Below are 14,493 nucleotides of genomic sequence, written 5' to 3'. Positions count from 1 at the left end.
GTGGAAGTCACCTTCCCAAACTAACTCCCCGTCTGACTTTTGATCACCAGGTAGGGTTTGCTGGGGTCGGTGACGGCCGGCCACGGGGGAGCCAACTTGGGAACGTCCCAGACGACTTCATTCTTTCGCTGGACGGTAAAGCGCAGACTGTTCTGTCTCCCCAGTCCGTAATGCCAACGCAATTGGCCCCCTGTATCTCGGGCCTCCAGCAACAACAAGACTTCCGGGTTGTTCGTGTTGCCCTGGCAAAAGGCGAACATGGCGCCGTCGACGATGCCTCGTTTCTCACTTTGGTAGCGAAAGATCGGTTTGGGCAAGCGACGCAAATTCCAGGTCGATGTGGCGTCGCTTCGGTCTTCCGCTTTGGCGACGAATTCTTCCGCGATCGCGTGCATCTGTCGCGAACGTTGGAAGGCACGCTCGCCGGGATGGGGGGCGTCGGCCAACAACTTCATCTCCAGCCCCTTGCCGGTCGACCAGGCACGTGATCCATACCGCGTCATCGTCAGCGCCGATTCACTGAGCGATTGCAGTTCGGTCGCCAAATGGGTGTGGGGCGAAAACCACTTGTAGATCGATGCGATCGCCTCGGGCCGACCGTCCAACGTCCAAATGTAGACATCGCCGTAAATCTGTCCCGAGACCGGATTGGTCCAACGCAAGAGCGGCTCCGGTTCACGTTTCAATTCTTGCGAATTGATGAACAACTCCAACGCTTCCGCTTCCGCCTTCGCCAATTCGATCGCACGCCGGGCTTGCTCTTCGGTCGATTCTTGCCCCCAAGCGACACAGGAAACCGCCACCCAAACCATGGCACAGAAAACTCGCATAGGTCACCTTCTTGTCGTCGATTGAGCCGGATCCCGAAGCCGTCTTGATTGACACGCAGACGCCAACTTAAGACGCAGCGTCTATCGCGTCAAGCAATTTATGCCTGCGGACAACGCCACCTCGTGCGGACTACTAGACTTTGAAATCAGCGCGCCCGATGCCGTACCGCAACACTCTGAGGCCTTGATCGGAAGCCGACATCGACTTCTGCGAGATCGGGCAATCGTTTGAGACCACAAAAGCCGATCATTTGTCCGGTTTCATTGAGGTAGCATCCCCAGCGACCGAATCCGACATCATCGAAATCCGGGTAGCAGCGCAGTGACTCCCTCGCCTGATCGAGCGATTCGGTCAGCGGCTCGTGCGTGTATCGCATGACCTGCGGGTTCCCGCAGAGGGCGAGAAAGGCATCCGCATCATTGACGGTCATCGCGCGCATGGAAAGCCGCACGGTCGGTGGACCGGTTCGATAGACGTTCATCGTGCGCGTAACGTATATTTGAAAATCACTGAGTCGTTTTTGGCGCCCCGACGCAGCCAAGAATCCGCCAGAATAGACGAATCTCCGCCGCCCGACCCGCGCTTTTTAGGTACAAGGACAAACTGAAATGGCAAACTTTGTCGAACCCCAGACTCCAGGAAGTGAGCCTCCGCCGCAGAGTTCCGGATCGGGCAACGGTTGTTTGTGGGGCTGTTTGATCGCCGGCGGATTGTTCATCGGGTCGATCTTGTGTGCCGGATTCGGCGGCTATTGGTTCCTCAGCAACCAGATCGCCAAGTACACCTCCGACACACCGGTGCAACTGCCGACCGTCGAGTATTCCGAGGAAGAACTGGCCAAGCTGGACGCGCGTGTCGATTCGTTCCGGGAAAAGCTGGACGCCGGCGAAACCCCGGAAGAGGACCTGATCTTGACCGCCGACGACATCAACGCGTTGATCAGCAGCAACGAAGACCTGAAGGGCAAGGTCTTTGTCAAGATCGAGAACGATCAAGTCGAAGGTGACGTGAGTTTTCCGCTGGACAAGCTGCCGATGGGCAAGGGCCGCTATTTCAACGGTTCGGCAACCTTCGACGTCTCCATGGACGGCGGCGTACTGATCGTCACCGTGGATCAGGCGGAGGTCAACGGTGAATCGGTGCCCGAACAGTTCATGGAAGGGCTGAGGCAGGAGAACTTGGCCAAAGAGGTCTACAAGGACCCCGAAAATGCGAAGTTCATGAGCCAATTCGAAGACATTCGGGTCGAGGATGACAAATTCATCCTGCGTGTCAAACGCGGTGACGAAGGCGGCGTGAAAACAAACCCGATGATGGAAACCGGGGAAGAAACCTCCTCGGAAGCCGCGGCGACCGAGGACGCCCCCGAAGCCGATTCGCCCGAAGCCGATTCCCCCGAAGCCGATGCGGCGGAAGATGCGGCGACCGAGGAAAGCGAAACGGCGGAAGCCGAAGCGGCGGAGACGGCAAACGAGTAGCCGCCGAGGGACGTCGATTCGATTTTCGCGCGATTTGGCATCCAATTTAGATCCACTCCCTCAGGAAGAGACGGCGTTTGCGCAACAAGCAAACGTCAGTGAGGGCGCGCGGCTTGTGAAAGTCTTGGCGACTTCCGCTACGATCAACTCCGTCACTGATCCAATCGATGTCCCAAGGCGGAACAGGGCCGAGTCGATGCCGGAGCGCGATTACGAAGGTTCACGCGAAGAATTTGTCCGGATGCTGGCCGAGCAAGGCGAGGAACCGGCGTTCATCACGCGTCGTCGGCGGCTGGACGCGGCGATCGAGCAGGTGCGTTGGACCTGCCAGACGCATCGGCAATCGCTGCTGAGCGGTCCACGAATGCACCTCCGCAAACTCGCGACCATGATCGACGGCGATTGGTCCAGACTGTCGTCGCGGCTGGCTGTGCCTGACCAGTGGCGGGTCTATGCGTCGCTGCATGGATCCATCAATGCAGACACCCAGCCGCCTGCCTGGGCCAATCAAGGTCTGTGGGCCGTACCGATCGATCGACCGCTTCGCGAACTCGCCCGATCGGTTGATCGATTCAATCGTGACTGGACGGGCTATCTGGATCGGTTCGACCTCGACGCGATCAACCACACCATCGCGGACTTCAATCAGTACTATGTGCTGGAGAAGGCCTGTGCCCTGGGCCGCGAAGACCTGGCGCGGCTGGGATTCCAGCCGATGCCGCCGCTGACCCCCGCGTCCTTGTCGGCCGAGTTTCCCACGATCGAATTGCCGCGTTTGCGCTAGTGCGCTGGTGGCTTCTCCCCGGCCATCATTCTGCCCCGTATGATTCTGCCTTCCCTCCCTCTGACAATCGTCTTGCCGCCAGGCGCCAAGTTAGGGATTAACCCTCCCTGGAAAGGAGGGTCGAGCGTAGCGAGGGGAGGGTCGATTGGTGGTGTTTGAGTGCTTTCGAGCCACAACGAACCCTCCCCGCGTCGTCGCACACTCCTCCGCGCCCCTCCCAGAGGGAGGGTGACTTCAATTGCTTAACGCTCGAGGCCTTGACTTGATGCCTATGCCCTTGAATCGTTTTGCCCCCATCGTTTTGCCAATCTCTCCGTAGCATCTCGAAACCCGCTACACTACAGCCCCCCCAAATTTCCTCTGCCGATCGATCGCCGCCGGCGTCTCGCTCGGTCCCACCTCGGAATCAGACAGGATCTATCTTGGTAGCGACGACAACCCGTTTGACACGGCGGCTCATCTCCCACTCCCTGATGCTGACGTTGGCACTGACGCTCGGTGCCCAGTCCGGCCACGCCGACGAACCGCCGGAAGTGACGGTCTCCAATCTCCGCCGCGTCTTCCACAACGGCCAGCACAACGCGTTCACGGATCTGGTCAAGTTTCGTGGCAAGTATTACCTCGCGTTTCGCAGCTGCCCCGATGGGCACATGGTGCACCCCACGGCGTCGGTCATCATCTTGGCCAGCGACGATGCCCGCCAGTGGCATCAAGTCCATCAGTTCAGCGTCAAACACCGCGACACACGCGATCCGCACTTCCTGGTCTTTCAAGACAAACTGTTCGTCTACACCGGCACTTGGTACAGCGGTGAAACGACGATCCCGGTCAAGGACTACGACCTCAACCTGCACTTGGGCTATGCCGTCTGGAGCGAAGATGGCCAGAACTGGCATGGCCCCACGTTGCTGGAAGGCACCTTCGGCCACTACATCTGGCGGGCGGCAGCGCATGGCGACACGGCGTACCTGTGCGGCCGGCGAAAAGCCGATTTCGAAGTGGGGCCGCGGGGCGAGGGTCACACGGTCGAGTCGTTGATGCTGGAAAGCGACGACGGATTGATCTGGCGCAAACGGGCCGTCTTTCAGAAAGTCAAGGGCGACGAGACGGCCTTTCTGTTCGAAAGCGACGGAAGCGTGATCGGGATCGGACGACGCGGCGGCGACAAGGCGCAATTGTTGCGTTCGGAGCCACCGTATCAGCAATGGGATCGTCGGGAATTGGATCGCTACATCGGCGGACCGCTGATCGCTCGCTGGGGCGAGCGTTATGTCGTCGGGGGGCGGAAGTCGATCGGCGGCAATGGCCCTAAAACGTCGATGTGCTGGTTGGTCGATGATCGGTTGCACGAATTTGCCGAGCTTCCCAGCGGCGGCGACAACTCCTATCCCGGCTTGATCGCGCTCAGCCCGACCAAGGCGATCATGTCGTGGTATTCGTCCCACGAGAAGGACGAATCGGGCAACGCGATCACGGCGATTTACATGGCGGATTTGGAGATCGATTCGCCCGATTGAGAGAATTGATCTTTGCCCGGTTCAGGCAGACGAATCACGTTGTGTTGCACACGATTCGGCGTCTTTCGCCGCTCAAACGTAGCTACCTTCGCCAGAAGGTGGTCCCCGGTGTTCCCCCCCTCGCTTTTTCGGCGCTCTGGTGAGCGTAGCTACATCGGCGTATTCGCGAACCGGTTAGCCAATCGACATCTCATCCAAATATAACCATGAAACGAATTTTACAGGCCATCGGTCCGGCGATCATTGTGGCGGCCGTGGTGCTCGGCCCGGGTTCGATATTGACCAGTTCCAAAGTCGGCGCGTCGTTGGGATTACTCGGTCTGCCGGTCGTCTTGGGGGCGACAGTGTTGATGATCGCGATGGTGGCGTTGTCGGCTCGCCTGGGTGCGGTCTATCAAAACAGTCCCTGTGACGAATTGGCCAGTCGGTTGGGACGCCCGGTGTCGGTGGCGATCGGGTTGACGCTGTTCACGCTGGTTGCGTTTTTTCAATCCTCCAACAACATCGCATTGATCGGCGGCGTGGAACCGATGTTTGGTGATGCACCGTTGCCGCTGGTCGCACGGACGTTGGTTCTGTTGATCGTCAACGGCCTGGTGATCTCCAGTTTGTACCTGTTGAAGAACCTATACCGCAGCGTCGAGGGGCTGATGAAATTGCTGATCGGCATGATGACGCTGGCGTTCCTGTTCAATTTTGTCGTCATCTTTATCAGCCCACCGGATTTCGAGCGTGTCGTGCCGGAAGCGTCGCCGGACTTGTTCGCCCTGTTGGGCATGATCGGGACAACGTTCTCGGTCGGCGGCGCGTTTTACCAAGCGTATTTGGTCAAAGAGAAAGGCTGGGGGATTGGTCAGGTGCGCCAGGGGCTGATCGATTCGATCGTCAGCATGACAGTGCTGGGATTGATCACGTCGATGATCTTGGTGACATCGTGGCGGGTGTTTTATGGCAACCCGAATGCCGCGGCGCTGGCCTCGGTCGGCGATGTCGCGCGGCAATTGGAACCGCTGTTCGGGGCGTCGGCAAAACTGATTTTCTGTACCGGGATTCTGGCCGGCGCGCTCAGCTCGTTCCTGGTCAACGCCTTGATCGGCGGGACGGTGATGTCCGATTCGTTGGGCAAAGGCGCCAAACTGGACGACAAGTGGCCGTTGCACCTGACCACCGCTGCGTTGTTGGTCGGAATGGGGGTGGCGATCGCGTCGCTGGCCCGCGAAGGCAGCACGGTTCACTTGATCACGATCGCCCAGGCCTGCACCGTGCTGGGGATTCCCGCTCTGGCCGCCGCATTGATTTATCTGGGCACCCGCGCGGAACTGACCGGGCCGCGCAAGGTCCCGCGGTGGATCATCACGCTGGCGGTGATCGGTTTTCTGGTGTCCTGTGGGTTAGCCTGCCTGACCGCGAATAAGGTCTACGAAAAACTGAACCCGCCGGCGGTGAAGGAAGTGGGATAGTGCTCTGTCAGTGGCGGGATTTCGCGTTGCGTTTGGAGAGTCGCCGTGTTCTCCGAACTCGGCGGTCGCAGAAAGTCGCCGTGTTCTCCGAACTCGGCGGTCGCAGAAAGTCGCCGTGTTCTCCGAACTCGGCGAGCGCGAAAAAGCGAAGCTTTGCCCCGCGCCGACCTCGGAGAGGACGGCGACTGTGTCGCCCGAACGCCGAACCTCTTGGCGATGTGCGCTATGGATCGATCGGCAACAACTGGATCGCGTCGACGATGACGTGGCCGTCGGTATCGCGGTTGTTGATTTCGATTTCCGCCGTTCCGGCGGCAAACGCGAATTTGCCGGCCGAAGCGAACGCGCCGTGGTTCGGCTTGCGGCGTTGATTGATCGTCACCGTTTGAGAACTGCCGCCGCTGCGGATGATGACCGGGACATTGGTTGCCCGGTTGGCGTTGGGGGAATAAGCGATTCGCAATTCGTACGTTCCCGACTGTTTGATTTGAACGGGAAACCGAATGCTTTGGTGCCCCTTGTCGGTATCGCCATCGTGCCGATAGCCGGCGGCGACGAACGGACCGATCATTTGGCTGGTGCCCTCAAATCCGGATCGTTCGCCGTCTTCGTCATCGACCACGATTCCGGGAAGTGATTTGGCGGCGATGGATGTTGCCGGGCGTCGAACCGGCCCGGTCCATTCCAGGACCTGGTCGTCCGCCAGCAACCGTTGCCGGAGCGTGTCATAATCGATTTGCTGGACCGGGACATCGGCCGCGATCGCCTGCATGGCGGCGGTTGCCGAGGATTGCCCCAGGACCATGAACACCGGTTCCATGCGGATCGAGCCGAACGCGATGTGCGTGGCGCTCAAGCAGACCGGGACGAGCACGTTTTCGCAATGCTCCGCCTTCGGTGTCAATGATCCGTAAGCGATCGGATAGGGTGAGAAGCCACCGACCTGGACGTCTCCTTCGTTTCGCACATGGCCCCGGTCATCGACGTAGCGTTGGACGTTGTGCGAGTCCATCGTGTAGGCGGCCATCCCGACCGCGTCCTCGGCGACCGCGCGTCCTTGGCAATGATGCTGGGTCATCACGGTCGCTCCGATCATGCGTCTTGCTTCGCGGACGTAGAGCTGTTGTTGCCAACCGTCTTCTCGCTCGAATTCGTCGCGGCACATGCCCCAGCGGGCGACTTCATTGCGAATGTGATCGGGGACGCGCGGGTGGTTGGCCAAGGTCCACATCAGCCCCTTTTGATAGTCCCGATGCCGCCGGATGATCGCTTCTCGCTCGGCATAGCTGGCTTCCGGGTAGTCGTAGTTTTGCCCGATGAAGTCGGTCGAGAATCCGGTCCGATTGTTGGTGTCCGTCTTTCGATTGGGCATGCTGGAATTGATCCATGGCATCCCGCCTTCGCCGGCTTCGAAATTCCGCAGCAACAATTCAAAGTCCAGCGGATCGTAGTGATCGGGTTTGGCAAAAGGGATCCGGTTTTCGGGGTGATCGGTCAAGCACATTCGGAAACAGAACGCTTGAACGCGATGGTCCCCCCCCTGTTCCTGGCCGGGACCCTCGGGGTCGATGCCGGGCAGCAGTCCACTGCCGGCATCGCCGGGGACGATGTAGGGATCGACACCGCGGGCGAATTGATGGTGCCTGGCATGACGCGTTTGGACGCCGTTGAGTGTTTCGTCGTAATCGGCGTTACTCTCCCGACCGACGGTGTACGCGATGCCCGCGCCGGCCAGCAAGTCGCCTTCGTAGGTCGCATCGATAAACACACGGCCGCGGTAGGTTTGACCGCTTTCGGTTCGAATCGCCACGATGCGTTTGCCGTCCAATTCGACGCCGCGAACGCGACCGTTGGAATCGGACAGACTCGTTCGATCGAGTCGCTGTTGGTAGACCACGGGAATCCCGTACTGGCGGACAAAGTCCTGCATGATCGTCAGCGCCGCCGACGGTTCGAAGGTCCACATGGTGTCTTCTTGCGACCCGGTGCGTGTCTGGCCGCTATCGCGATATTCGTCGCGTCGCTGCCATTTCCAGTGTTCCGGCTGGTCATAGTACGTTCGCACCCGTTGATAGAACTCGCGGGCGATGCCGCCGATGGCCGCCTTGTTGCCGATGTCGGTTTGTCCCAGCCCGCCGGTGGTCAGCCCGCCGATCCTGCGTCCCGGTTCGATGACCATGACTGAACCGCCCATGCGTTTGACTTGGACCGCCGCCGCGATTCCGGCCGACGTGCCGCCATAGATGACGACGTCATATTGATCTCCTCCGGCGGCACGGACCGTCGAAGGTGTGGACAGGCAGATCAGTAGGATGATGGAGAGAACGTTTCGGACGCGATGATGGTTCATGCTTGGGGTGTTTGAAAGGAGTGAGTCTAGATGGACAGCATTGCTCGGACGTAGCGACGCTCAATGCGAGCGTGGAGAACGTGGCAGAACCACCTTCTGGCGAAGGTAGCTACGCCGGACGGACCGAAAATCCCGTATTACTGCGACACCTGATCGAGAAGTTTGAGCAAGGTTTGTCGCACCTTCGGTTCGGCGTCGACCGCCAGATAGCTCGATTTGGCGCGCCAGGTTTCATAGCCGCCCCAAGCGTGTTGCTGCGGCGTCGGCAGGTAGCCGTTGTAGCCGTTGGCCAATTCGATGGTGAAGGTCGGCTTCAGCGGACTTTGTTTCTTGATCGCCAAACCGGTTTCGACGAACGTTTCGCAGGGGCTGCTGACGATCCCGAGGTCGCCGATGCGGATCGCTTGCAGTTTGACTTTGACGGTCGCGGGGTACTTGGCCAAGTCCAGCGTTTCATTGGCATAGATCAGTCGGCGCTCGCGCCACGGGCCCGACCCGGCTTCGGCGATCAGTTGTTCCGCACGCGCGACTTCCTCGGCATCGGGCCGCCGGACGCCGAGTTCAATTTCGGTTTCTTGCATTTTTAGCGGTACCCAATCCTGGTATTCGATGCGTTGGTACGCGACCAGGGCCGAAGCGGCGACATCGGCGGCAACCAGACGAATCTGTTCGAAGGGCTGTTGACGCTGGCCGCCTTCGAAAAAGTTGATGTTGTTGATGTCGCCGCTGGTTCCGTTGGTCATCGCGGCGACAAACGCGGGCTCGGTCTCGTCGGCGTCGATCAGCTGAGAAAACCGGCGGGCGAACTCGCCGAAATAATCCGCCGACAAGGATTTGGCCGGCACACCGCCGACGTAATGCAGCGAATAGTTGGCCCACACCGCGATCGGCCGACCGTCGGTCGCCTGGACCGCCAACACGGGCACTTGCGGATCAATCGGCCCGGCCGGTTGCAGCAGACTTTTACTGTTGGCGCTGGGGTTCATTCGGACCTTGTCCGTCCCGCGATCGAACGGGTCGGCCAGCGGATTGCCCGGCCGCAGGAACCAACGACGATTGAACACCTGACGCGGATTGTTTCCGATCGCCCATCCGACGCGAGCCGGTTCCAATTGCGAGTGGGCTTGGACGATGCCCGCGGCGATCCGCTCGGTCAGGTAACCCAGGTAGTCCTCTTGGACGATGCTTTGAAACGTCGGCGTCACCGTGACTGCGGTGTGGGTGTGCGTGGCCGAGCAGAGGATGTGGTCGGTGGGAATCCCGGTCTGCTTGGACGCTTGTTGTTTCGCCGCGTCAAAAATCGATCGCGGGATCATGCAACTGTCGCAGGTGACCAGTGCGATCTGCGTCTGGCCGTCGTCGAGCACCAGACACCGAGCGTGCAACGGATCGTGCGCGGCGTCGGCCGTTCGGTGCGTCATGCTGCCGGCCGAGCTGACGGGAAACTCGGCGGGGGTGATGTCGATCGCGTAGGCACCGGCACGAAACTGCTTGGCGGGAGAATCCGCGAAGCCGGCATGGCAGAAAACGAGACTCAGCGAACCGACGAGCGCCGTTGTGAGTGACAGCCAAATTCGAAACGACGTGGGCATGATCGGACGCCTGAGTGGAGGGAGTGGGGAGTGGGGAGTGGGGAGTGGTTGCGATCGGCTATGCTATCGGGTCCTGTTGGCAGAAGCAACTTTCACGATACGATCTACGACAGGCGGTAAGCCTCTCCCGCTATCGACAGGCTGGAAGCCTATCCCACATTATGTCTCCCTTGCCGACACCGACAGGAACTGCCGCAAGACCGATCCCTTGGCTATTCAGCCGGTCGGTCGACTTGATGACGTTCGGCGGCAGCGCGCTGTTGGCCTTTGCGATGCTCGGGGTCGGGGGCATCTTTGGATGGCTTCATCAGGACACACCGAGCTGGGCCTGGGTGATCGCGATTTTGTTGATTGATGTGGCCCACGTTTATGCAACGGGTTTCCGCGTTTATTTCGACCGCGACGAACTCGCCCGGCGACCATGGTTGTACGCGTTGACGCCGGCCTTGGCATTTGCCATCAGTTGGGCGGTGTATTCGGAAAGCGTGGATGCGTTTTGGCGCTGTCTGGCCTATCTGGCCGTGTTTCATTTCATCCGCCAGCAATACGGCTGGGTGGCGTTGTATCGCAGCAAAGCCGGGGAAACGAGTCGCTGGGGTCGCTGGATCGACACGTCGGCGATCTATTTAGCGACGGTGTACCCGCTGGTCTATTGGCACAGTCACCTGCCGCGTGAATTCTGGTGGTTTCGTCCGGACGACTTCGCATCGTTTTCGCTCGACGGGTCGGCCTGGCTGGCGCCGGTCTATTGGTCCGCGATGGCGGCCTACGTCGGCAAGGCGATCTGGCTGGCGGTGGCAAAGCGACAAGTCAATCCGGGCAAGGACCTGGTCGTGGCGACCACCGCACTGTGTTGGTACATCGGCATCATCACCTTCAATTCCGATTACGCGTTCACGGTGACCAACGTGATCATCCACGGCATCCCTTACATGGTCCTGGTGTATTGGTACCACCAGAGTGCCGCACAAACCCGACAAAGACCGCTGCCGGGAGTGGCGATGCGATTGTCGCGGTTTGTCGGATTGATTTGGATCCTGGCGTACGTCGAAGAACTGGTGTGGGACCGCGGCGTCTGGCACCAGCGGGAGTGGCTGTTCGGTGCGCCGTGGAATCTGCAGTCGGTCGAAGTGGTCTTGGTGCCGCTGTTGGCGGTCCCGCAGATCACGCACTACGTGCTGGACGGATTCATTTGGAAGCGGCGAACGAGCAAGCGATTGGCGACGCTGACGAGCCCGGCGGGGAAGTGAAGTTATTCGCTAGTGTTGGTGTTTAGCCTTTAGGCGATTTCGGAGATTGGGAAGGGCCATCGTACGGTAGAGGATTTGATCGTATCGGATGTCGTCAAGGCTTTCGCAAGCCGAGGGCCTTCCGGTCAAACGTAGCTACCTTCGCCAGAAGGTGGATCCCCAAGGTTTTCCACGCTCTGGCGAGCGTGGCTACGTCAAAGTGGCGCTGTCCCTCTAGACGCCAACGTGCTCGCAATCCTTCCTTCCTACCGTTTCGGTCGAAAGCGGTGGTTGCCTTGTTTGGCGGCGCGGTGGGTTTCGACCGTGTCTTGCTCGATCCCCGGATCGGCTTGTTGTTCCAGCCATGCGTCCAGTTGGCTGCTCAGCTTGGCTTGGATCGCCGCGACACTGGCACTGCCGGCCAGATTGTTCATCTCGTAGGGATCGTTCTCCAGATCGAACAATTCCTCCGACGGTCGCAATTGATAACGCTGAATCAAACGCAACGCTTTTTCGTTGTCAAACGATTCAAACACCCACGTCTGCCAATAGATGTTGTTCAGTTTTCCGTTGCCCTTGATTCCCATCAAATGCTTTTCGATGTACAGGTTTTGATTCTGCAGGTTACGGATGTAGTGGTATCGTCCGTCGCTGATCGAACGGATCGGATACGGGGGGCCTTCGGGGACGTTGTTGTGCACGCCATAAACGTACTGGCGATGGCGGTCGGTCCCGCCGCGCAGGACATCGGCAAAGCTGGTGCCGTCAAATAGCTCCGCTTCGTGCTGGATTCCGGCCAAATCCATCAGCGTCGGCAAGACGTCGGCGTATTGAACCAGTGCGTCGGTCCGCTTGCCGGGCTGGATCATGCCGGGCATTCGTGCGATCAGCGCGGTGTGGACGCCGGTGTTGTAGTTGGTCCACTTGTTGCCTGGGTATTGTGACCCTTGCTCGGACGAAAACAGCACCAGCGTGTCGTCGGCCTTGCCGGTCGCTTCGAGCGTGTCGAGCAATTGGCCGACCTGGGAATCCATGTAGGTGATCTCAGCCAAGTAAGCACCGAAGGCGCGGCGGGTTTCCGGCGTGTCGGCGATGTTCGGCGGCAGCTTGATCGCCCCCGGCGGGTAGGCGCTGGCGTCCCCCATCACCCAGGGCACGTGGGGCTCGACCAGCGCAACGACCAGGCAAAACGGGTCGTCGCTTCGCGACATGAATTCAGCGGCCGGGGCGATCTGGTGCTGCTGCGTCGGATCGCGGACACAGTTTTTGTCAAAGCCGCCGACCGATTCAAACGGAAACGCTTGACGCGGTTGGACGTGAACCTTGCCGGCGAGACCGACGCGATACCCCGCCGCGCTCAAGTACTGGGGCATCGTTTCGATGTCGCTGTGGCTGGCCGAATGATTCCAGGCACAACCGTTGCGCATCGGGTATAGCCCCGAATAGAGCTCGGCACGACAGGGTTGGCACATCGCTTCGGACAGGAAAGCTCGGTTGAACGTCAACCCTTGGCTGGCCAAGCGATCGAGGTTCGGCGTTTTGGCGTTTTCCCCGCCATACATCGGCAGATCGTTGTAGGTACAGTCATCGGCTAGGATCACCAACACGTTGGGCGGTGCAGACGCGCCGGCAGTGCAAACGAAGAGTGTGGTGAACAGGCCAAGCAGCGGGAAGAACTTCATGGGAAAGGTGGGGATGGGGTGTGGGATAGGCTTCTAGCCTGTCATCAAGTGGAATTGTCTTCTTGGCTCGTCCATATGGAATCGACAGGCGGGAAACCTATCCCACGCTTGATCGGTGTCAGGCGATGATTTCGTGGATGGGATCGACGTGTTCGACGCCGACCAGTTTTTGTTCCAGTCCGCCGTAGAAGTACGACAGATGATTGGGATCCAGTCCCATCAGGTGCAACACGGTGGCGTGCATGTTTTTGACGTGCAACGGGTTTTCGACGGCGGCCGAGCCGAGTTCGTCGGTGGTCCCGAACGACATGCCACCCTTGATACCGCCGCCGGCCATCCACATCGTGAACCCGAACGAGTTGTGGTCGCGTCCGGAGCCTTTGGCGTATTCGGCGGTCGGCTGGCGGCCGAATTCGCCGCCCCAGACCACCAGTGTTTCGTCCAACATTCCGCGTTGTTTCAAGTCGGTCAACAGGGCCGCGATCGGCAGGTCGGTTCGTCCGGCGTGTCGATTGTGGTTCAGTTCCAAGTCGCCGTGGGCGTCCCAGTTGTCGTCGTTGTGTGCCCCGCCGCTGTAGAGTTGGACGAAGCGAACACCGCGGTCGACCAGACGACGTGCGATCAGACAACGGGTGCCGAAGTCGTTGGTTTCTTCGCGATCGATCCCGTACATCGACAGCGTCCGCTGGTCTTCGGTCGACAGGTCGACCGCTTCTGGGGCAGCCGATTGCATTTTGAAGGCGAGTTCATAGCTGGCGATCCGGGATGCCAGATCATCGTTGTCGCTGCGGGTTTCCATGTGCCGCTGGTTGGCACTTTGGATCGAATCGATCAACTCACGCTGCACGTCTTGCGACATGCCTTTGGGGCGATCCAGGTTCAAGATCGGCGCCCCTTTGGTGCGGAAGACGGTTCCCGCGTAGGTCGCCGGCATGTAGCCGCTGCTCCAGTTCTTTGCACCGCTGATCGGGCCGGCCTTGGGGTCCAGCATGACGACATAACCGGGCAGGTTTTCGTTGACCGACCCCAGGCCGTAGGTCGCCCAGGAACCCAGTGCGGGGCTGCCGGAGAGGATTTTGCCGCTGTTCATCATCAACATCGCAGAACCGTGGATCGGAGAATCCGCAGTCATCGAATGCAAGAATGCGATGTCGTCGACGTGGTTGGCCAGGTTGGGGAACAACGTGCTGACGTACTTGCCGCATTGTCCGTGTTGGGAAAACTCCCAACGCGGTTCGACGATCCGGCCGCCGCTCTTGCGCCCGCCGCGACCGAACGTTTTCACGTCGACGGTCTTGCCGTCCATGCCGGTCATCTTGGGCTTGTAATCGAACGTGTCGATGTGGCTGGGGCCGCCGTACATAAACAAGAAGATCACGCTTTTCGCTTTGGGGGCGAAGTGCGGCGGTTTCGCGGCCAAGGGGTTGGCACCGCTGACGTAATCCGACGCCGACAGAAAGCCGTCTTGGGAGAGCATCGATGACAGGGCTGCGGCGCCGAAGCCGCCACCGGTTTGCCAAAGGAACTCACGGCGTGTCCGGCCGCAAAAGTTTCGCGTTTGATTTTTCAT

Annotated in this window: 11 protein-coding genes; 5 read left to right on the top strand and 6 right to left on the bottom strand. The window is 59.7% G+C overall.

Going from position 1 to position 14,493, the window contains the following annotated elements; translation table 11 throughout:
• Positions 1–20 precede the first annotated feature (20 nt).
• Complete coding sequence (locus H1B37_RS30830) at positions 21–830, bottom strand: hypothetical protein (protein WP_182871134.1); 810 nt, start codon at positions 828–830, stop codon at positions 21–23.
• A 146-nt stretch (positions 831–976) separates the two neighbouring features.
• Positions 977–1,372 (bottom strand): GNAT family N-acetyltransferase, encoded by a 396-nt coding sequence (locus H1B37_RS30825; RefSeq protein WP_182871133.1) that lies wholly within the window; start codon positions 1,370–1,372, stop codon positions 977–979.
• A gap of 67 nt (positions 1,373–1,439) precedes the next feature.
• Here H1B37_RS30825 and H1B37_RS30820 point away from each other — a divergent pair, with 67 nt between their 5' ends.
• The 4 genes from H1B37_RS30820 to H1B37_RS30805 all read left to right on the top strand — a co-directional run bounded on the left by H1B37_RS30820 (position 1,440) and on the right by H1B37_RS30805 (position 6,070).
• Positions 1,440–2,309 carry a hypothetical protein gene (locus tag H1B37_RS30820; protein WP_182871132.1) on the top strand — a complete coding sequence of 290 codons (870 nt, stop codon included), beginning with the start codon at positions 1,440–1,442 and terminating at the stop codon, positions 2,307–2,309.
• A 196-nt stretch (positions 2,310–2,505) separates the two neighbouring features.
• Positions 2,506–3,093: a hypothetical protein gene (locus tag H1B37_RS30815; RefSeq protein WP_182871131.1), complete on the top strand. Its 588-nt coding sequence runs from the start codon at positions 2,506–2,508 to the stop codon at positions 3,091–3,093.
• 473 nt (positions 3,094–3,566) lie between these two features.
• Positions 3,567–4,610, top strand: coding sequence for a hypothetical protein (locus H1B37_RS30810; RefSeq protein WP_182871130.1), 1,044 nt, complete (start codon positions 3,567–3,569; stop codon positions 4,608–4,610).
• Between the two features lie 206 nt (positions 4,611–4,816).
• Positions 4,817–6,070: an NRAMP family divalent metal transporter gene (locus H1B37_RS30805; protein WP_182871129.1), complete on the top strand. Its 1,254-nt coding sequence runs from the start codon at positions 4,817–4,819 to the stop codon at positions 6,068–6,070.
• A gap of 223 nt (positions 6,071–6,293) precedes the next feature.
• Here the strand turns inward: H1B37_RS30805 and H1B37_RS30800 are convergent, their stop codons facing one another.
• Positions 6,294–8,420 (bottom strand): FAD-dependent oxidoreductase, encoded by a 2,127-nt coding sequence (locus tag H1B37_RS30800; protein ID WP_182871128.1) that lies wholly within the window; start codon positions 8,418–8,420, stop codon positions 6,294–6,296.
• Positions 8,421–8,557: 137 nt separating this feature from the next.
• Entirely contained in the window at positions 8,558–10,012 is a 1,455-nt protein-coding gene (locus H1B37_RS30795) for a hypothetical protein (RefSeq protein ID WP_286178406.1), read from the bottom strand.
• Between the two features lie 161 nt (positions 10,013–10,173).
• Between H1B37_RS30795 and H1B37_RS30790 the strand changes: the two genes are divergently transcribed.
• Positions 10,174–11,262: a hypothetical protein gene (locus H1B37_RS30790; RefSeq protein ID WP_182871127.1), complete on the top strand. Its 1,089-nt coding sequence runs from the start codon at positions 10,174–10,176 to the stop codon at positions 11,260–11,262.
• 245 nt (positions 11,263–11,507) lie between these two features.
• Here H1B37_RS30790 and H1B37_RS30785 read toward each other — a convergent pair whose 3' ends face one another.
• Positions 11,508–12,923, bottom strand: a complete 1,416-nt coding sequence (locus tag H1B37_RS30785; protein WP_182871126.1) for a sulfatase family protein — start codon at positions 12,921–12,923, stop codon at positions 11,508–11,510.
• A 118-nt stretch (positions 12,924–13,041) separates the two neighbouring features.
• Positions 13,042–14,493 carry a DUF1501 domain-containing protein gene (locus H1B37_RS30780; RefSeq protein ID WP_182871125.1) on the bottom strand — a complete coding sequence of 484 codons (1,452 nt, stop codon included), beginning with the start codon at positions 14,491–14,493 and terminating at the stop codon, positions 13,042–13,044.

The organism is Stieleria mannarensis (genome assembly GCF_014154935.1).
Taxonomy (GTDB): Bacteria; Planctomycetota; Planctomycetia; order Pirellulales; family Pirellulaceae; genus Stieleria; species Stieleria mannarensis.
This window is presented reverse-complemented; position numbering and strand designations above follow the sequence as displayed.